Consider the following 19,065-nt stretch of genomic DNA (forward strand, 5'->3'; position numbering starts at 1 on the left):
GCGGGGTTTTTTGTAAAAGAGGATCAATACTATGGAGAAACCCTGGTATAAGCAGTTTTGGCCTTGGTTTCTAATCGCCCTACCCGTCACGGTGATGTGCGTGTGCGCGACGATTATTTACCTGTCAGCATCGCAAGGTGGCTTCTCAATGGTTGTCGACGATTATTATAAACGCGGCAAAACCATTAACGCGGTTATCGAGCACGTCGAAAAGGCGAAGCAGTTAGGTATTTCGTTTAACCTGACAGCACAAGAGGGAAAATTCACCCTTCAATACGCATCGGGTCAACCTAAAGAACTGACTGCATTAACTGTGAAATTTGTTCACGCCACGCAAGCGGATAAAGACTTTCAACGCCAAGTAACCGTAGGCGCTGATGGTGTCTATCGCACCAACATCCCTGCCGATATGAACGGCAAATATACTGTGACGGTGACACCACACAATGCCGACTGGAAAGTCAGTGAACAGTTTTACTTCCCATTAACGAAAGCCACGTTGTTGGAGCCCAACCTCTATGGCGTCTGAAGTTGAAGACGGCGTTTGTTTTCATTGTTTGCAGCCGATACCTCATGGGATTGAGTTGTCGGTTGTTTATCAAGATGAATCGCAAGCCGTTTGTTGCGCTGGTTGTCAGGCGGTCGCCGAAACCATTATTGAACATGGATTAACCGCTTATTATAAGCACCGCGATCTTGATAAACCGCAACAAACACCCCTACTTCCCGAACAGCTTAAAGAACTGGATGTCTATGACAATCCCGACGTCCAGTCCGATTTTGTGCGAAGCTTAGATAATCAGGCTAAACAGACCACGCTGACAGTCAATAATATTACCTGTGGCGCCTGTGCCTGGCTGATTGAGCGTGAACTAGCAAAGACCCCCGGTGTGATCAAATCTGTCGTCAATGTGAGTAACCAACGCCTCCACATTGAATGGGACAGCGCACAAATCAAACTCAGTGAAATCATCACACGACTGGCGCGTATTGGCTATCAGGCACTTCCTTTCCAGCAGAACCAAATTGAAGCAAACATAAACGCGCGCCGTAAAGGGTTTATCCAACGGCTCGGCGTCGCTGGGTTAGCGACCATGCAAGTGATGATGATTGCATTTGCACTGTACTTTGGTGTGGTATCGGATCTTGATCCGACGACACAACAATACCTTTGGGTTGTCAGTTTTGTCTTTGCAACGCCTGTCATACTCTATAGCGCGCAGCCTTTTTATAAGAGTGCGTTAAAAAGCATACAAGCCGGTCGTGTTAATATGGATGTACCGGTTACCATCGCCTTGATTGGCGCCTATTTAGCGAGCCTTTACGCGGTTATAATAGGTCGAGGCGAAGTGTATTTCGAATCAATCTCAATGTTTACCTTTTTCCTACTAACAGGACGCTTTTTAGAACTATTAGCAAAAGAAAAAGCCCTTAAGTTTTCGACTAACCGTCTAACCTACATTCCGAATTTAGCGCACCGCGAGTATCAAGGCGGTTTAGAAGATATCTCGGCTAAGCAGCTTAAGGTCAACGATATTATCGTTGTGAAGCCGGGTGAGACGATTCCAGCAGATGGCGTCCTACTGAGCGATAAAGCCGCAGTGGACGAAAGTCTATTAACCGGTGAAAGCCGCCCGGTCACTAAAGCAACCGGCGACGGCATTGTCGCAGGCTCGGTCAACCAAAATGTTACTTTACGTATTAAGATTACCGCGACGGCTCAACAAACCGTGTTAGCTAGTATCGTGGCGATGCAGGATGCAGCACTCGCCGATAAGCCGAAGGTACAAAAAGCCATCGATCACATCGCGCAGTATTTTGTGATGACGTTACTGGTGATTGCTGCAGTGACTTTCTTTGTGTGGTCTTGGATCGACCCTGACCATGCCTTATGGGTGACGCTTGCTGTTTTGGTGGCTACCTGCCCATGTGCACTATCGCTTGCTGCACCGACCTCGATTACAGGTGCGGTGCACCGACTCAACCGTATGAATGTGCTGGTTAAAGGTGCCCAATTACTCGAGAGTGTAAAACACCTTGATACTGTTGTATTTGATAAGACAGGCACACTTACCTATGGTCAATTCAAACTGATCTCGCGTGAAGATTACAGTGATGTTGAGACAATCAACGCGCTTGTGAGTGCAATAGAGCAGCGCTCTGAGCACCCTATTGCCGCTGCACTTGCGCATCTAAGTGATCGTCCAGTGCAACCTGATGAGTTAACAAACCACACAGGGCAAGGCATTGACGCTGTCATTAACGGTCAAGCATATCGACTCGGGCGTGAGGAATTCATTCAAGCGTGGCATCCAGAATTTAACGCTAAGCCACAGAGCAATGTAATTCTAGCCTCGCGTCAAGCTGTGTTGGCAGAGTTTCAGGTTGATGATCAAGTGCGTGAGGATAGCCACGCGGTTGTTTCTGCGTTAAAACAACAAGGTATTCGTACGATCATGCTTACGGGTGATAGTCATGCGCGTGCCGAAAAACTCGCTCAATCACTTGCGATTGACGAAGTTCTGAGCGAACAATCTCCGGCTGATAAAGTCGATACGATTAATGCATTGCAACGCCAGCAGCGCACTGTCTGGATGATCGGCGATGGTATCAATGACAGTCCTGTACTCGCGCAAGCCGACTTGTCGATGACGTTTGCTCATGCATCGGATATGGCGCAAACGGCCGCCGATGTGGTATTGCTGAACGACCAGTTAACACGTGTGTTGGACGTTATTTCGACGGCGCGTAAAACGCGGATTATTATGCGCCAGAACTTTATTTGGGCTGCCGGCTATAACCTGACTATTCTGCCTGTTGCAGCCTTAGGTCTGGTCGCCCCGTGGGCCGCTGCATTGGGGATGTCGTTAAGTTCGTTAGTCGTCGTAGCTAATTCATTAAGGTTGTATCGCTTATGAGTGTTATATACGCATTAATCCCGGTCGCCATCCTATTCGTTATTTTAGCGGTCGTTATTTTCTTTTGGGCGGTGCGTTCTAATCAGTTTGAGGATATTGAACGCCAAGGGATGAATATCCTGATGGATGACGACGACGAAAAAGAAGCACCGAAAAAAACTGATGACCGATCAAATTAATTGGCTAACGCCTATCATTATGGGCCTTGCCGGCGCGGGGCATTGTCTCGCCATGTGTGGTGGTCTTGCCGCCGCTATGGGGGTTAACCAGAACCGACTCACCGTGCTGGTTTATAACCTTGGTCGACTCACCTCATACGCCCTACTCGGCGCTATCATGGGCGGTGCCATCGCATTACTGGCACCCGATACACCTTATACAACACCAGCACTGCGAATTTTTGCGGCAGCGATGATGATCCTGCTCGGTCTCTACCTTACGGGCTGGTGGCCAATACTGGTCAAACTCGAAACCTTAGGTCGTCCGTTGTGGCGGAGACTACAACCGCTTGCGGTGCGATTGCGTGGACAGCAAGGCCTTTTACCCGCGTATTTGGCCGGTATGTTTTGGGGATGGTTGCCCTGCGGCTTGGTATACAGCGCGTTAAGTTACGCTGCTGTTTCGGGGAGTGCTGCAACAGGCGCAGGCTACATGGCATTATTTGCACTCGGCACGTTTCCAGCGATGGTAGGACTTGGGTTGCTGAGCCAGCATGTGGCTCAATTGTTTCGCGCCCAAGGCGTTCGTGTTGCGTTAGGCATCATGATGCTGCTCTATGGGTTGTGGTCACTATTGATCGTTATCAAACCGCTTATCCAAGGATAACCGCGAACACTGGTACAGCATTCGTTATTGCGCTAAATTGGTGTTATCAGTCATTGGTTTTGCGGATGGGAAAAAACATGGAACGGTTTAAACGGATTCTCGTTGTTGTCGATCCTGCGGATGAAGCACATAAAGCGATCAACCGATCGTTGCATATTGCACGCTTAACACAAGCAAAGCTCAGTTTATTTCTCTCAATCTACGATTTCTCCTACGAGATGACGACGATGTTATCGCGCGAAGAGCGCGATACGATGCGGACTAATTTAATTGGTGACCGTCGTGCGTGGGTCGCTGACCTGCTCGAGGGCTTCGACACCGATGGCGTTGAAATTGACATTACTGTGGTATGGCACAACCGTCCATTTGAAGCCATTATTGAACAAATTCAAAAACTGGAAGCAGATTTGCTCGTGAAAGCGACTCAGGTTCAGCCAAGCTTTCAAAACCTGTTGTTCACCCCTACCGACTGGCACCTATTGCGCAAAGCACCATGTCCCGTGCTTCTGGTTAAAGAACACGCGTGGCCACAACATGGTCAAGTGCTCGCAGCGGTCCATAGTGGCTCCGAAGAGCAGGAACATAAAGATCTGAATGATCGTGTTGTTGATACAGCTCAAGCAATAACCGAGGTATTAAATGCCAGTCTCCACTTGGTAAACGCCTATCCGACAGCACCGATTAATGTCGCGGTAGAAATTCCAGAGTTTGATGTTACTCAGTATAGCGATGAACTGGCGCGTCATCACAAGAATGCGATGGCCAACTTTGCCCGTAAACACCACATTCCCACTACGCAACAACACGTTGAGCAAGGGTTACCAGAACAAGTAATCCCCGATCTGGCTAAACGGCTGGATGCCGAACTGGTGGTTTTGGGCACAAAAGGTCGTACCGGCTTTTCTGCTGCATTATTAGGCAATACTGCCGAGCACGTATTAGAAAGGCTCAACTGCGATATATTGGCTATCAAGCCGCTAGACTTTAAATCGCCAGTGGCATAATACAAGGGTGTTCGCTATAATCGCGCCCTATTTTTGGCGACACTAATATAGGCACACATGGGTATGCAAACGGAGCGCACTGAGGCGAAGAAACAGTACGGCTTTAACAAACTGCAAAAGCGCATCCGCAGAGAGACCGGAAAGGCTATTCAGCAGTTCTCGATGATTGAGCACAATGATAAGATCATGGTCTGCCTGTCGGGCGGAAAAGACAGCTATACCCTCCTCGATACACTCATGTATCTAAAACGTGTCGCACCCATTCACTTTGATATTATTGCGGTCAACCTCGATCAAAAACAACCGGGATTTCCGGAGCACGTGCTACCTCAGTATCTTGAGCAATTAGGCGTGGATTACGAAATTGTCGAGGAAGACACGTACAGTATCGTAAAAGATAAGATCCCAGAGGGGAAAACAACCTGCTCGCTTTGCTCTCGTTTGCGCCGTGGAATTTTGTACAAGACAGCTAAACGTCTTGGTGCTACTAAGATTGCATTGGGCCATCACCGTGATGACATGATCGAGACAATGTTCTTAAATATGTTTTATGGCGGTAAGCTAAAATCGATGCCGCCGAAGTTAGTCAGTGATAATGGTGAGCATGTCGTCATTCGCCCGTTAGCGTTCTGCCGAGAAAAAGATATAGCGCGTTATTCTGAGGCGATGGCATTTCCTATCATTCCCTGTAACTTATGTGGCTCGCAGGAAAATCTCCAGCGTAAAAACATTAAAACAATGCTGAATCAATGGGATCGACAATTCCCGGGTCGAATTGAGAGCATATTTACTGCGATGCAAAGTGTCACGCCATCACATTTGGTTGATAATGAATTGTTTAACTTTGATGCGGTCAAGGCAACCGGAGTGGAAACAGAAGAAGGCGACACCGCGTTCGATGCGCCCTCTTTTAATCAGTCGTTTGTGCCTGAAGACACTGAAGAACAAAGCACCTCAGCTATCCAGATTACACAAATAGCCTAATTTGATGCAGCGGCGGCTTCCGAAGTCGCCGCATCTTCTTGTTCAATAATGGCATCAACAATGGGTCGATTAACTCGAATCATTGCCTTTAACTCATCAATATAATCTTGCCCGCGCTCTGAGTAACTGTGTAAGCCACTCAGCAATGGTATCGCACGCACTTGCTCATCGCGTTGTCGCATCACCTGGCGAATTTGGCGTAATTCCAAGTACGGGTCATGAGTATTAATATTACGCATGTAACTGCGGACTGACTGCGCCACATGGTCAAACTTAGCGACCTCATGGTTCATTCCTTCAGGTCGCTGTTCAGGCACTAATCCACAGCCTTCGCGATAACACCACTGACCAAATAGGTTGAGTCCTTCTTGCGCAAACCGGGACATACCCCATGCCGACTCATTCGCCGCCTGTACAAGAACCATCATCGTTGGAATGATATCCACTCGACGTTTGAGCAGCTCAAACTGCTCAGCGCTATCAAGCGTTGGGTCGACTTCGTAGTAGTCGACCAGGCGAGCAAGTTGTTTTTTGTCTTGCTCGTTCTCAAAGCCACGACTGAATGCACTCTCGATAGCCAATAGTTGCTGTCTCTCGTGCAGAATACGTAGGTTTTCTGCCTCAATCACCGGCAATAAGTAGCGAAAAAACTCCTTCTTTTTCTCTCGGACGTCGTTAAATTTATCAAAATTAGGTATTTCAGTTCGAGGCGCCAATGTCGGTATTGGCGGTAAACCATGGCTCGCAATATCCTTCTCGCTTGCCGGTTTCTCATACTTACTGAAAAACGGTAACAACAACGCGGCGATGCACACCAAAATAAAGAAAATGATGAATAGTTTTTTTCGCATTCGAGCTCCTTTATGCCGTCCAGTCATCAGAACGTGTAGATTGCGACGGTGGTTGCAAATGCACACTCACACCGATGACTTGACGATAAACCAAACCGAGTAGATTCACTAAATAAGGAATCAGGACAAAAAGTAATAGGCCATAGGTAACAAGACCTATAATGAAACACATGTAAAAAACAAACGTCAGACCAATAAAAAATGGTAGCTGATAATGGGTAATACGAATTGAGTAATAGATTGCGTTTAACGGCGATAGACGACGCTCAACCACTAACGGAATGGCTAAGCAGAAAATGGCCGATGTATATAAAGTCACAACATAGCCCACAAGCGGTGAAATACTTGCGGCCAACCAAACAAATAACTGTGAAATAAGTGTCGTCATGACACCAGTAGCTACGAGCGCGGTGACCGACTCAAAGCCTTTGAATATATGAATACCTTTGGTGGGTATATCGATACTGTGGCGTATCCCCATCAATATGATGCCGCCAAATAAAGGTGCTGCGATAGCAGTACTAAATAGCGCCAAGCCGAGACTTTGCAACGGAGTCATTTGATTAATCGCCTCTGGCGATGAAAGAACTGACATCGGCATCAGCACCTGAATCACCGTGACTATGATTAAAATGAGCGCTAGAAAGCTGATCATTGCAGTGACTAACGGCCAAAAGTGGCGGCCAGTGATCGCAAACGCGTCTTTTACCCACTGAACCACGTGAACTCGGTAATTTCCCTTTAAAGCCTCGGCGAGATCGCCGCCTACAATCATTTGCTCTTTTGGTTCATTTTGCTGCAATTTCGACCCCATTAAGTTCTAAACATTTGATATAATTGATTCCATTCATCGATTTTACCATCGATTTTGTAGCTGAGGAAATTTATGCCAACTCAACACCGACGCAAGCGCAGTCCGCGGCGTCCACGTCCCGTAAATCCCAAACTGGTGCTCCTCAATAAACCCTATGGGGTGCTGAGCCAATTTTCAGGCGAACCGGACGATGTGACACTAAAAGATTATGTGCCACACACCAATGTGTACCCTGCTGGCCGCCTCGACAAAGATAGTGAAGGTTTAATGTTACTCACCAATGACGGTGTTTATCAGGCGCGACTGGCAAATCCCAAGTATAAGGTCGCTAAAACCTATTGGGTGCAGGTTGAGGGCATTCCCGATGAAGCGCAACTCGCAGCGTTACGTAACGGCTGTGAACTCAATGATGGAATGACCAAACCAGCGCAAGTATTTGCGATAGACGCGCCCGCGGGTCTTTGGCCTCGCAATCCACCCGTACGTGAACGCAAGACAGTACCCGACTCATGGATAAGCCTATCCATCAGTGAGGGTAAGAACCGCCAAGTCCGCCGTATGACGGCGCATGTAGGGCTACCTACCCTGCGTTTAGTGCGGGCGCAAATTGGTCCTTTTAAGTTAGCCGGCTTACAACCGGGAGAATGGCGCGAAGAGCCTCCGGTATGGTAAACTACGCCACCAGCGTTCCGTGTAGTAATAGAGACAATGAATCATGACTGAGTCCAAGAAAAACCCCAGCGAAACCAAAGTCATCGTCGGTATGTCTGGCGGTGTCGACTCTTCGGTATCGGCCTACCTCCTACTTCAACAAGGTTATCAAGTTGAAGGTTTGTTTATGAAAAACTGGGAGGAAGATGACGACGACGAGTACTGCGCAGCAGCAGATGATCTTGCCGATGCTGAGGCGGTGTGCGAGAAACTTGGCATTGAACTACACACCGTAAATTTTGCCGCAGAGTATTGGGACAATGTATTTGAGCACTTCCTGGACGAATACAAAGCGGGTCGCACCCCTAACCCTGATATTATGTGTAACAAGGAAATTAAATTTAAAGCGTTCCTTGAGTTTGCAGCCGAGGCACTTGATGCAGACTATATCGCCACAGGACATTACGTCCGACGTGCCTTTGATGACGGTAAGTGGCAATTATTACGCGGCTTAGACAACAATAAAGATCAAAGCTATTTTCTCTACACCTTGAGTCATGAGCATGTAGCGCAAACCCTGTTTCCGGTAGGCGAGCTTGAAAAGCCCGAAGTACGCCGTATTGCTGAGGAACAAGGTTTAGTCACTGCCGACAAAAAAGATTCGACGGGTATCTGTTTTATCGGTGAACGCAAATTTAAGGATTTCCTACAACAATACCTCCCGGCACAACCAGGTACCATAGAAAGTGTTGACGGTGAAGCACTCGGTGAGCACGAAGGCCTGATGTATCATACCATCGGTCAACGTAAGGGATTGCACATCGGTGGTTTAGCCGATGCTGCCGATGACCCATGGTACGTCGTCGACAAAGATGTTGAACGTAATGTATTGGTCGTAGCTCAGGGCAAGAACCACCCTCGCCTGTTTGCCAAAGGACTGGTCGCCAGTCAATTACATTGGGTAAACCGCGAAGAAATTACAGAGCCGCTACGATGCGTGGTCAAAACCCGTTATCGTCAAGCCGACATTCCATGTCAATTAGTGCCTGCCGACGAGGGTCGCATTGAGGTGATGTTTGATGAACCGGTCGCTGCGGTAACACCCGGTCAATCCGCCGTATTTTACCTCGATGAGGTCTGTTTGGGCGGAGGTATTATTGAGCAACGCATCACCGATTTTGAGGTGCGTCTATGAATGATTGGCAACAACGGGTTGTTGCTCTAGCAGGTATGGCGCAAGCGGCTATCGCCGTGCAACAGGCCGCGCGCACTGGGCGCGTGCACCATGAGGCAGTGGTCGAGACATTACTCAACAGCGTGCTGAATCTAGAGCCTGAATCGACTGAAGCCGTGTATGGCGGCGTCGATGGTGTTCGTCCTGGTCTCATCTTACTCGCTCAACAGTTTCGCAATAACGCGCAGCGAGACCTCGAGATTACACGTTATATGGTGGGTATGGTGCACTTATCAAGACGCTTACTCAGCCAACCTAAATCACTAAATTTACTTGCCGAGCGATTGCACCAAGTAGGTCGGCAATATTATGAGTTTGGTTTTGATAAGCACCAAGTGACAGCAAGCTTAGCTTCGATTTATCGTGAAGTCATCAGTCCTTTAGGTCAGCCTATCAAAGTCAACGGTAGCCCCCAGGTATTGCAGCAAGAAACCAATCAACACTTGATCCGCGCCCTACTTTTATCGGGTGTTCGCAGTGCGGTACTTTGGCAACAAGTCGGTGGTAAGCGACGTCAGTTTTTATTGGGACGCAAGCGTATGCTAGCGGCCGTAAACGAACTACTCAGCGTGAGTGCATAACTTAAACTGTTTTAACTTGGAGAACTTTGGATATGTTACCTTTTTCAACCCTTACGGCTATTTCGCCTGTTGACGGGCGTTATGCCAGTAAAGTTGAGCCATTACGCGCCATTTTTAGTGAATATGGCCTTATCAAATACCGCGTGACTGTCGAAGTCCGTTGGTTACAAATGTTGGCTCAGCATGAGGGCATTAACGAAGTTGCTCCACTTAGCGATGAAGCGAATCAGTGTCTTAACGCAATTGTTGATGAATTCAGCGTAGAAGATGCTGAGCGTGTGAAAGAGATCGAACGCACGACGAATCATGATGTAAAAGCCGTTGAATACCTACTTAAAGAAAAGGTCGCTGATTTACCTGAGCTCGCTAAAGTCAGTGAATTTATCCACTTCGCGTGCACATCAGAAGACATCAACAACTTATCACATGGTTTAATGCTCACCGCAGCGCGTGATGATGTGTTGGTACCGGTGATGCAAGAAATCGTTGATACGGTTAAAGCTAAGGCGCGTGAATATCGCTCAGTAGCGATGATGGCACGAACCCACGGTCAGCCAGCGACGCCTACCACCATGGGCAAAGAGTTTGCTAACGTAGCAGTACGCTTGCAGCGTCAGCTTGAGCAAGTGCGTGCAGTGGCGTTAATGGGCAAAATAAACGGTGCAGTAGGTAACTACAACGCACACTTAGCCGCCTACCCTAACGTTGATTGGCATCAAGCCTCAGAGCAGTTTGTCACGTCACTTGGGCTTACTTGGAATGCTTACACTACACAAATTGAGCCGCATGACTATATTGCCGAATTGTTTGATGCCGTAGCTCGATTCAATACGGTCTTGATCGATTTTGATCGTGATTTATGGGGTTACATTGCGCTCAATCACTTCAAACAAAAAACCATCGCGGGCGAAGTCGGCTCATCGACCATGCCACATAAAGTGAATCCGATTGATTTTGAAAACTCAGAAGGTAACTTAGGCATCGCTAATTCGGTCATGAGTCACCTTGCGCAGAAGTTGCCTATTTCCCGTTGGCAGCGTGATTTAACGGACTCCACCGTATTGCGTAACCTAGGTGTCGGTATTGCCCACGCTGTGATCGCTTATCATGCATCGCTGAAAGGTTTAAGCAAGCTTGAAGTCAATGAATCGGTATTAACAGCCGAGTTAGATGCGAACTGGGAGTTGATGGCTGAGCCAGTGCAAACAGTGATGCGTCGTTACGGTGTAGAAAAGCCGTATGAGAAATTAAAAGAATTGACGCGCGGCAAACGTATTAAGCCAGCAGATTTAATCGCGTTTATTGATGCTTTAGATGTCCCTGAGGCTGCTAAAGACGAGATGAAGGCGATGTCACCGATGAACTACATCGGTCGTGCTGAAGCTTTCGTTGATGAGCTTAAGTAATGCAACTCGATAATATTGATAAACAGGCTTTTCTTGAGTCTGACTGGCAACAACGCCCGCGCTTAATAAAGCGCGGGCTCAATAACGTTGACCTTATCGAGCCCGAAATTCTGGCTGGACTCGCAATGGAAGAAGGTGTCGACGCACGCGTGATCGAACACCGGAATCAACGTTGGTCAGTGTCCCATGGTCCCTTTGAAGAATACGAGTCGCTTGGCGAACAAGACTGGACTTTACTTGTTCAGGCTGTGAATGAATGGATGCCTGATGTTCACGCGCTGTTAGAGGCATTTCGGTTTCTGCCTGAATGGCGTATTGACGATGTCATGGTCAGCTTCTCTGTTGAGGGTGGTGGCGTCGGTCCACATGTTGATGAGTACGATGTATTTATTGTGCAAGGCGCTGGTCGTCGCCATTGGCGTGTCGGTGAGCGTCAAGCCACAACACCGACCTATCCGTGTGAAGACCTGAAACAGATTAGTGACCCCTTTAACGCCGTGATCGATGAAGTGCTAGAACCTGGCGATATTCTCTATATTCCTGCGGGTTGCCCTCACGATGGTATTGCGCTTGAACCCTGTCTTAATTATTCGGTTGGGTTTCGCGCACCTAATCAAGCCGAGTGGCTTGCTCAGCTCGCTGATATGGCATTACAAACTGAGCGACTTAAACAGCGTTACACCGACCCTAAATTGTCGAGCAGCACACCCAGTCATGTGGTGACCAATGGGCAACTTGAGCAAGTAAAACAGCTACTCAAATCAGCGCTGGATGCAGACGAATTTAATGAACTCATCTTGCGTGCGCAGTCAATGAGTAAACGCCCTCTTCCAGAGCCCGAGTTACCCATGATGGCTGAGCAAATCCCAGCGTTACTCACCATGAATAATGCCATGCTGGTGCGTACCCCAGGTGCACGTTTGCTTAAGCAGGCGGATACTGCCCATTATTTTGCCAATGGTGAACGCTTTACCGTAACAGAAGGCGCTGAAATGCTGGCACAAAAAATAGCCGAACTGACGGATGAAGTACCGATGAGTGAGTTAGCCCCCTATTGCCAAGATATGTGTAGCCAAGAACTGCTCGCTTGGTTGGTTAACCAAGGTGTTATCGAACTATTAATCGACTAATTTTTATTAACAAGTTGCCGTTTACGTCAACTGTAAACACTAGTTGCTAAACACCTGTTTGAATGGCTATTTTAGTTTTGTTTTTTAGTAGCGCGTTAACATTGCAAGTGGTAATGTGCGCGCAATTTTGAAAACCAATGAGGATGGAAATTCATGTCTCTATTTGAGCATATTGAATTCGATAATCACGAACAAGTGACGTTCTGCCACGATGAAGAGTCTGGGCTTAAAGCTATTATTGCAGTCCATGATACGACACTCGGTCCAAGCTTGGGCGGTACGCGTTTATGGAACTACGCATCGTCTGCAGAAGCCTTAACAGACGTATTGCGTCTCTCGCGCGGCATGACTTATAAAAGTGCAATGGCCGGTTTGCCACTGGGTGGCGGTAAAGCCGTTATCATCGGTGATGCAAAAACCATTAAAAGTGAGGCGCTGTTCCGCGCTTACGGTCGTTTCATCGAAACGCTAGGCGGTAAGTATATTACGGCTGAAGACGTTAACATTCGTACAGCGGATATCGATATTGTTGCGAAAGAAACCAGCCATGTGGCGGGTACAGCTGATAAAGCAGGCGATCCCTCTCCTCATACCGCATTAGGCACTTATTTAGGTCTTAAAGCGGCAGCAAAACATCGTTTAGGTTCTGATGACCTCGACGGCGTTACCATTGCGATACAGGGCTTAGGTGCTGTCGGCTATGATTTTGCAGAGTACTGTGCAAAAGAAGGCGCCAAGTTGATCGTTACCGATATCAACGAAGAAGCAATGCAACGCGCTAAAGAAGAGTTAGGTGCACAAGTAGTCGGCCTTGACGAAATCTATGGCGTAGAAGCTGACGTTTATGCGCCTTGCGCACTCGGCGCAACGATCAACGATGAAACCCTTAAGCAATTAAAGGTTAAAATCATCGCAGGTAGTGCAAACAACCAGCTTGCAACACCAGCTCACGATCAAAAAGTTAAAGACATGGGCATTTTATATGCACCTGACTATGTCATTAACGCGGGTGGTGTTATCCACGTATGTTCAGAAGCTGCAAACTTCTCGCTTGAAGAAACGGATAAGCGTGTACGTGATATCTACAACACATTAGACAAGCTATTCGCACGTGCGACTGAAGAGAATCGTGCAACCGGCGAACTTGCTGATGAAATGGCGCGCGAGATTATCGCAAACGCAAAAAAATAAAACGAATTGAGCTACCTTATTGACTCAGGTAGCTCAAGATGACCTCAAGCGGGTGTCTTACCCGCTTGCCTTCTAGGCGTTTCACCTGCGAACGACACGAAAACCCTGTCGCTGTAATGCCACTGGTTCCATACTGTTTAACGGCAGCAGCCCAATCCATTTGGTATAACGCAATACTCTCTTTTAAGTTGCTACGTTCATGCCCAAATGTACCTGCCATACCACAACAACCCGCCTTAACAATGTCTAGCTGTAAGCCAACACTATTAAACAACGCCTGCCAATGTTTAGCGGATTCGGGAATAAAACTCTGCTCTGTACAATGCAGCATTAAACCGTAGCGACGATGACTGCTGTCGAGATTGAGATGCTCTGCTTTACCCTGCAACCACTCGATCACAGTTTGTACGTTCAGAGCTTCAGCTTTCTCTCCCAATACATGGTGATATTCGTCACGGAATACTAGCGCTGTCGATGAATCAACGCCAACACGTTCAATCTCGGTATCAAACAGCGGTGACAAATACGCGTAGACCTTTTCAGCGGTCTGCTTAAACTCTGAAAGGAAACCCTTCACATGTTGCGCTTTGCCTTGCCCAACAAATGGAATCAACACGGGTTGGTAACCCAGTCTCGATGCCAGTTGAGCAAAATGGTGTACAATTTCGGCTTCGTAGAAACTGGTAAACGGGTCTTGAATAATCGCCACAATCTGGCGCTGTTGCTCTACGGGTAACTGAGCCAGCTCCTCCGGTTCAGCCACTCGAAACTCAGACGACTGCCAACGTTTAACTAAGTTGGGCACCGAAAAAGCCGGCGTATCAACATAGCCCACCACTTGTTTTAGGAAGAAATTACTCAGGGGGTTCTTAATAATGGCATTACTGAATTTGGGAAACTTTGCACCGATCTTCGCGGTTACTTCAACGCTACGTACCAAATGGTCCTTAATCGGACGTGGGTAACGTGAATAATAATGCTGTAAAAACTCCGCCTTAAAGGTCGGGACATCGACACTGACAGGACATTGATTAGTACATGCCTTGCAGGCTAAGCATTTATCCATTGAGGCTTTTACTTCGTGACTGTAATCACCATTTGAGTCGGCCTGATTACGCCACTTTTCAAACCATGATACCTCACTGTCCGGCTGTTTAGCCGCGTTATAATTTTGCTCAGCGGTTAACCGTAGCCATTCTCGCATGAGCGACGCACGCCCTTTCGGCGACATGCGGCGATCGCGCGTGACTTTGTAAGACGGGCACATCGCTGCTTTAGTATCATAGTTGAAACACAAGCCGTTACCGTTGCAGCTCATCGCATTAGCAAAATAATCGCGTGTTTCTATCGGAATTTGGCGATCAAAATAACCACGCTTTTGCGCATCAACAGATACTAACGCTGCATCGCTTTTGTAAGGCGTCGCAATTTTTCCAGGGTTAAACTGATTATACGGATCCGCCGCCGCTTTGACTTTCTGAAGCTCTTGATACAGCTCCTCGCCAAAGAACTTAGGAGCATACTCAGAACGGTAACCTTTACCGTGTTCACCCCACATTAAACCGCCGTACTTAGCCGTCAAAGCAGCGACCTTATCGCTGATTTCACGCAATAGGACTTCATCATCAGGGTTCGTTAAATCCAACGCGGGGCGAACATGCAAAACACCTGCATCGGCGTGGCCAAACATACCATAATGAAGATCCGCCTCATCGAGGATATCGCGAAATTCCATGATGAAGGCCGCCAATTGCTCAGGCGGCACGGCTGTGTCTTCAGCAAAAGCCACTGGTTTGCGCGCCCCCTTAGTTGCGCCAAGCAAACCAACCGCCTTTTTACGCATGGCGTAAATGGTTTGAATACTCTCAAGGTCATCGCATATTTGATACCCGATCACCCCTTTATTGTCTTTGGCTTTTATCAGTTTATCTAAACGCTTACAAAGCTCATCAATTTTGCGCTGATTCTCGGTTTGCTCTGTCGACGCAAACTCCACCATATTGATACCATTCATGACCTGCCCTTCAACCTCCTCTAACAGAGGTGAAACGCTGTGCCAAATGATATCTTCGCGGGCAAGGTTCAATACATTTGAGTCAATCGTCTCAACCGAGGTGGCTTCAGCTTCGACTAAAAAAGGTGCGTTATTTAACGCCGCTTGAAAGTCTGAATACTTCACATTAATCAATGTGCGGTACTTTGGAATCGGTGTGATATTGAGCTTAGCTTCAGTAACAAAACCAAGTGTGCCCTCTGAACCCGCAATTAAACGCGACAAATCAACCGTGTTATGTTCGGCATCAAAGGTGTGTTTTAAGTCGTAACCCGTCAAAAATCGATTCAGTGGTGGGAACTTACTTTCGATCGCTTCGCGCATACCTACACAGGTATTCAACGCTTGCTTGTAGAGCTGACCGATCCTCGAATCGTCCTCACTCAAGGTTTGTGCTTGGTGCAGGTCAACCGGTTCACTCGCTAATAACTCGCCACCTTGCAACACGGTACGCAACGAGAGAATATGGTCACTGGTTTTACCGTAGACTAGCGAGCCTTGTCCCGACGCGTCAGTATTAATCATACCGCCGAGTGTGGCACGGTTGCTGGTTGATAAATCAGGTGCAAAAAAGTAGCCATGTGGACGCAACGCATCATTCAGTTGGTCTTTAACAACGCCCGATTGAACGCGAACCCAGCCCTCTTCTGCGTTAACCTCAAGTACACGGTTCATGTGCCGACTTAAGTCGACCACGATACCGGGTGTTAACGATTGTCCATTAGTACCCGTACCCCCACCTCTTGGTGCGAAAGTGACGGATTGGTAATCACGCTGAGCAGCAAGCTTTAATACCGTTTGAATATCGGCTTCGTTGACAGGGTAAAGGACGGCTTGCGGCAACTGTTGATAAACGCTGTTATCGGTTGCTGCAATCAGCCGTCCTGAAAACGTAACATCAATCTCCCCGCTGAAATCCGACTCCTCAAGCTCACGAATAAATGCCTGATAAAGCGAAGGCAGTGCGCGCTTGGCGTCTAACTTAGGGAGTTGTGTCATAACGTTTTATAGTCCTCTTATAGTTGTTCTGATAAGTACATCCAGGTTTCGATAACGGTATCAGGATTAAGTGATACTGAATCGATACCTTGCTCAACTAACCACTGAGCAAAATCAGGGTGATCAGAAGGTCCTTGACCACATATACCGACGTACTTACCACGTGCTTTAGCCGCCTTAATCGCCATTTCAAGCAGTGCTTTAACAGCGTCATTGCGCTCATCAAATAAGTGCGCAATCAGGCCCGAGTCACGGTCAAGACCCAGTGTCAGCTGAGTCAAATCGTTGGAGCCTATGGAGAAGCCGTCAAACATATCAAGGAACTGGTCGGCAAGTAGCGCATTAGATGGCAATTCGCACATCATGATCACGCGCAAACCGTTTTCACCCTGCTTGAGTCCTTGCTCTTCGAGTAAGTCGATAACTTGGCGACCTTCCTCTAATGTACGTACGAAAGGAATCATGATTTCGATGTTAGTCAGACCCATTTCATTACGTACACGTTTGATCGCTTCGCATTCGAGCGCAAAGCAGTCACGGAACTCTTCTGAGATATAACGTGATGCGCCACGGAAACCCAGCATCGGGTTCTCTTCATCTGGTTCGTACTGACGACCACCCACCAAGTTTGCATACTCGTTGGATTTAAAGTCTGACATACGGACGATGACGCGTTCTGGAGCAAATGCAGCCGCAAGCGTTGAGATACCCTCAGCAAGACGGGCAACATAATACTCACGCGGTGATTCATAACCCGCGATCATGGTATTGATGGTTGCCTTTAATGCGTCTGGCTGGTCATCAAAATTAAGCAAAGCTTTTGGGTGTACGCCGATCATGCGGTTAATAATGAACTCAAGTCGTGCCAGACCCACACCTGCGTGTGGTAAGCCTGCAAAATCAAATGCACGATCTGGGTTACCCACGTTCATCATAATTTTTAACGGCAAGTCCGGCATCGCATCTACGCGCGACTCAGTCACTTCAAAGTCAAGCTCGCCTTCGTAGATGTAACCTGTGTCACCTTCAGCACACGAAACAGTAACCGCTTGACCATTACTGATCAGCTGTGTAGCGTTACCACAACCCACAACCGCTGGAATACCCAGTTCACGTGCGATGATCGCTGCGTGACATGTACGACCGCCACGGTTAGTAACGATAGCTGCCGCGCGTTTCATGATAGGTTCCCAGTCCGGGTCCGTCATATCGGTGACTAGCACGTCGCCTGGCTGAACTTTATCCATTTCATCAATACTGTCGAGCACGCGCGCAACGCCTTTGCCGATGCGTTGGCCGATAGCACGCCCCTCACACACAACACTACTGGTATCCTGCAGTGCAAAGCGTTCAATTGCTTGACCTTTCTGGTTTGATTGCACTGTCTCTGGACGCGCTTGAACGATATATAGCTTTCCGTCGATACCGTCTTTAGCCCATTCGATGTCCATTGGACGACCGTAGTGTTTTTCGATGATTAATGCTTGGCGCGCGAGTTCTTCTGCTTCTGAATCAGAAATCGAGAAGGTTTGGCTTTTCGCCGATTCAATATCTTCAATCAGTGTCTGCTTGCCATGTGCACGATCTTCAGAAAACACCATTTGGATTTTCTTGCTGCCCAAATTACGGCGCAAGACCGCTGGGCGACCGGCGTTAAGCGTAGGCTTGTGGACATAAAATTCGTCTGGGTTAACAGCACCCTGTACAACCATTTCGCCCAAACCGTAGGATGAAGTGACGAATACCACTTGATCAAAGCCTGATTCAGTATCGATGGTGAACATCACGCCCGATGAGGCGATGTCACTGCGTACCATACGCTGAACACCAGCTGACAGTGCCACACCGCGATGATCGTAGCCTTGGTGCACGCGATAAGAAATCGCTCGGTCATTAAACAAGGATGCGAATACGTGTTTAATCGCTTCCATCACGGCATCGAGGCCGCGTACGTTCAAAAAGGTTTCTTGCTGACCCGCAAAAGACGCATCGGGCATGTCTTCTGCAGTAGCCGAACTGCGCACGGCGAAGCTAAATTCGTCGTTATCTTCACTGAGTTGGCTAAAGGCTTGTTTAATATCGGCTTCGAAGGCAGGTTGAAAAGGCGTGTCGATGATCCACTGGCGGATGGTCCGCCCCGCTTCAGTTAACTTATTGACATCGTCAACGTCGAGGCCGTCGAGCAATTCGTATATTTTGTCATTCAGGCCGCTTTGTTCAAGAAACTGGTTATATGCATCGGCTGTCGTCGCAAAGCCACCAGGGACTTCAACCCCAGCGCCGGCGAGGTTACTGATCATTTCACCCAGTGAGGCGTTTTTACCCCCCACTCTGTTGACATCTTGCATTCCTAATTGCTGATACCACAGTACGTTATCTTGCACGTCTTATTCCTCGATTTAATCCGATGGGAGGTATGATGTG

Annotated in this window: 16 protein-coding genes; 12 read left to right on the forward strand and 4 right to left on the reverse strand. The window is 47.9% G+C overall.

From position 1 onward, the window contains the following. Positions 1 to 31 precede the first annotated feature (31 nt). From DFP83_RS03085 to ttcA, 6 genes are all read left to right on the forward strand, one after another. Complete coding sequence (locus DFP83_RS03085; protein ID WP_110573068.1) at positions 32 to 529, forward strand: FixH family protein; 498 nt, start codon at positions 32 to 34, stop codon at positions 527 to 529. After that, on the forward strand, positions 519 to 2,918 hold the full coding sequence (locus tag DFP83_RS03090) for a heavy metal translocating P-type ATPase (RefSeq protein WP_110573070.1): 2,400 nt from the start codon (positions 519 to 521) through the stop codon (positions 2,916 to 2,918). The genes DFP83_RS03085 and DFP83_RS03090 overlap by 11 nt, the downstream gene beginning before the upstream one ends. After that, on the forward strand, positions 2,915 to 3,097 hold the full coding sequence (ccoS, locus tag DFP83_RS03095; protein ID WP_110573072.1) for a cbb3-type cytochrome oxidase assembly protein CcoS: 183 nt from the start codon (positions 2,915 to 2,917) through the stop codon (positions 3,095 to 3,097). Before DFP83_RS03090 ends, ccoS begins: the two co-directional genes overlap by 4 nt. After that, complete coding sequence (locus DFP83_RS03100; protein WP_110573074.1) at positions 3,081 to 3,743, forward strand: sulfite exporter TauE/SafE family protein; 663 nt, start codon at positions 3,081 to 3,083, stop codon at positions 3,741 to 3,743. Before ccoS ends, DFP83_RS03100 begins: the two co-directional genes overlap by 17 nt. 77 nt (positions 3,744 to 3,820) lie before the next feature. After that, complete coding sequence (gene uspE, locus DFP83_RS03105; protein WP_110573075.1) at positions 3,821 to 4,747, forward strand: universal stress protein UspE; 927 nt, start codon at positions 3,821 to 3,823, stop codon at positions 4,745 to 4,747. 63 nt (positions 4,748 to 4,810) lie between these two features. Next, on the forward strand, positions 4,811 to 5,731 hold the full coding sequence (ttcA, locus tag DFP83_RS03110) for a tRNA 2-thiocytidine(32) synthetase TtcA (protein ID WP_110573663.1): 921 nt from the start codon (positions 4,811 to 4,813) through the stop codon (positions 5,729 to 5,731). Here ttcA and DFP83_RS03115 read toward each other — a convergent pair. Both DFP83_RS03115 and DFP83_RS03120 read right to left on the reverse strand, forming a co-directional pair. Continuing rightward, a complete protein-coding gene (locus DFP83_RS03115) occupies positions 5,728 to 6,582 on the reverse strand; it encodes a glucosaminidase domain-containing protein (RefSeq protein WP_110573078.1) in 855 nt (284 codons plus the stop codon). The two genes, ttcA and DFP83_RS03115, sit on opposite strands and share 4 nt — an antisense overlap. 10 nt (positions 6,583 to 6,592) lie before the next feature. Continuing rightward, positions 6,593 to 7,384: a hypothetical protein gene (locus DFP83_RS03120; protein WP_126753141.1), complete on the reverse strand. Its 792-nt coding sequence runs from the start codon at positions 7,382 to 7,384 to the stop codon at positions 6,593 to 6,595. 84 nt (positions 7,385 to 7,468) lie between these two features. On the opposite strand from DFP83_RS03120, the gene DFP83_RS03125 reads away from it, so the two are divergent. The 6 genes from DFP83_RS03125 (at position 7,469) to DFP83_RS03150 (ending at position 13,589) form a co-directional block, all read left to right on the forward strand. After that, positions 7,469 to 8,068 carry a pseudouridine synthase gene (locus tag DFP83_RS03125; RefSeq protein WP_110573081.1) on the forward strand — a complete coding sequence of 200 codons (600 nt, stop codon included), beginning with the start codon at positions 7,469 to 7,471 and terminating at the stop codon, positions 8,066 to 8,068. Between the two features lie 43 nt (positions 8,069 to 8,111). Further along, positions 8,112 to 9,242 carry a tRNA 2-thiouridine(34) synthase MnmA gene (gene mnmA, locus DFP83_RS03130; protein WP_110573083.1) on the forward strand — a complete coding sequence of 377 codons (1,131 nt, stop codon included), beginning with the start codon at positions 8,112 to 8,114 and terminating at the stop codon, positions 9,240 to 9,242. After that, entirely contained in the window at positions 9,239 to 9,862 is a 624-nt protein-coding gene (hflD, locus tag DFP83_RS03135) for a high frequency lysogenization protein HflD (protein ID WP_110573085.1), read from the forward strand. Before mnmA ends, hflD begins: the two co-directional genes overlap by 4 nt. A 32-nt stretch (positions 9,863 to 9,894) precedes the next feature. Continuing rightward, positions 9,895 to 11,268 carry an adenylosuccinate lyase gene (gene purB / locus DFP83_RS03140; RefSeq protein WP_110573087.1) on the forward strand — a complete coding sequence of 458 codons (1,374 nt, stop codon included), beginning with the start codon at positions 9,895 to 9,897 and terminating at the stop codon, positions 11,266 to 11,268. After that, the gene (locus DFP83_RS03145) at positions 11,268 to 12,398 is read left to right on the forward strand and encodes a cupin domain-containing protein (protein ID WP_110573089.1); all 1,131 of its coding nucleotides are present in this window, start codon (positions 11,268 to 11,270) and stop codon (positions 12,396 to 12,398) included. Before purB ends, DFP83_RS03145 begins: the two co-directional genes overlap by 1 nt. A gap of 153 nt (positions 12,399 to 12,551) precedes the next feature. Beyond that, positions 12,552 to 13,589 carry a Glu/Leu/Phe/Val dehydrogenase dimerization domain-containing protein gene (locus DFP83_RS03150; protein WP_110573091.1) on the forward strand — a complete coding sequence of 346 codons (1,038 nt, stop codon included), beginning with the start codon at positions 12,552 to 12,554 and terminating at the stop codon, positions 13,587 to 13,589. A gap of 16 nt (positions 13,590 to 13,605) precedes the next feature. On the opposite strand, the gene ydiJ is transcribed toward DFP83_RS03150, so the two are convergent. Both ydiJ and ppsA read right to left on the reverse strand, forming a co-directional pair. Then, positions 13,606 to 16,641: a D-2-hydroxyglutarate dehydrogenase YdiJ gene (gene ydiJ, locus DFP83_RS03155; protein WP_110573093.1), complete on the reverse strand. Its 3,036-nt coding sequence runs from the start codon at positions 16,639 to 16,641 to the stop codon at positions 13,606 to 13,608. Positions 16,642 to 16,658: 17 nt separating this feature from the next. Next, complete coding sequence (gene ppsA, locus DFP83_RS03160; RefSeq protein ID WP_110573095.1) at positions 16,659 to 19,025, reverse strand: phosphoenolpyruvate synthase; 2,367 nt, start codon at positions 19,023 to 19,025, stop codon at positions 16,659 to 16,661. Positions 19,026 to 19,065 lie beyond the last annotated feature (40 nt).

The organism is Idiomarina fontislapidosi (assembly GCF_003226255.1).
In the GTDB taxonomy this organism is placed as follows: domain Bacteria; phylum Pseudomonadota; class Gammaproteobacteria; order Enterobacterales; family Alteromonadaceae; genus Idiomarina; species Idiomarina fontislapidosi.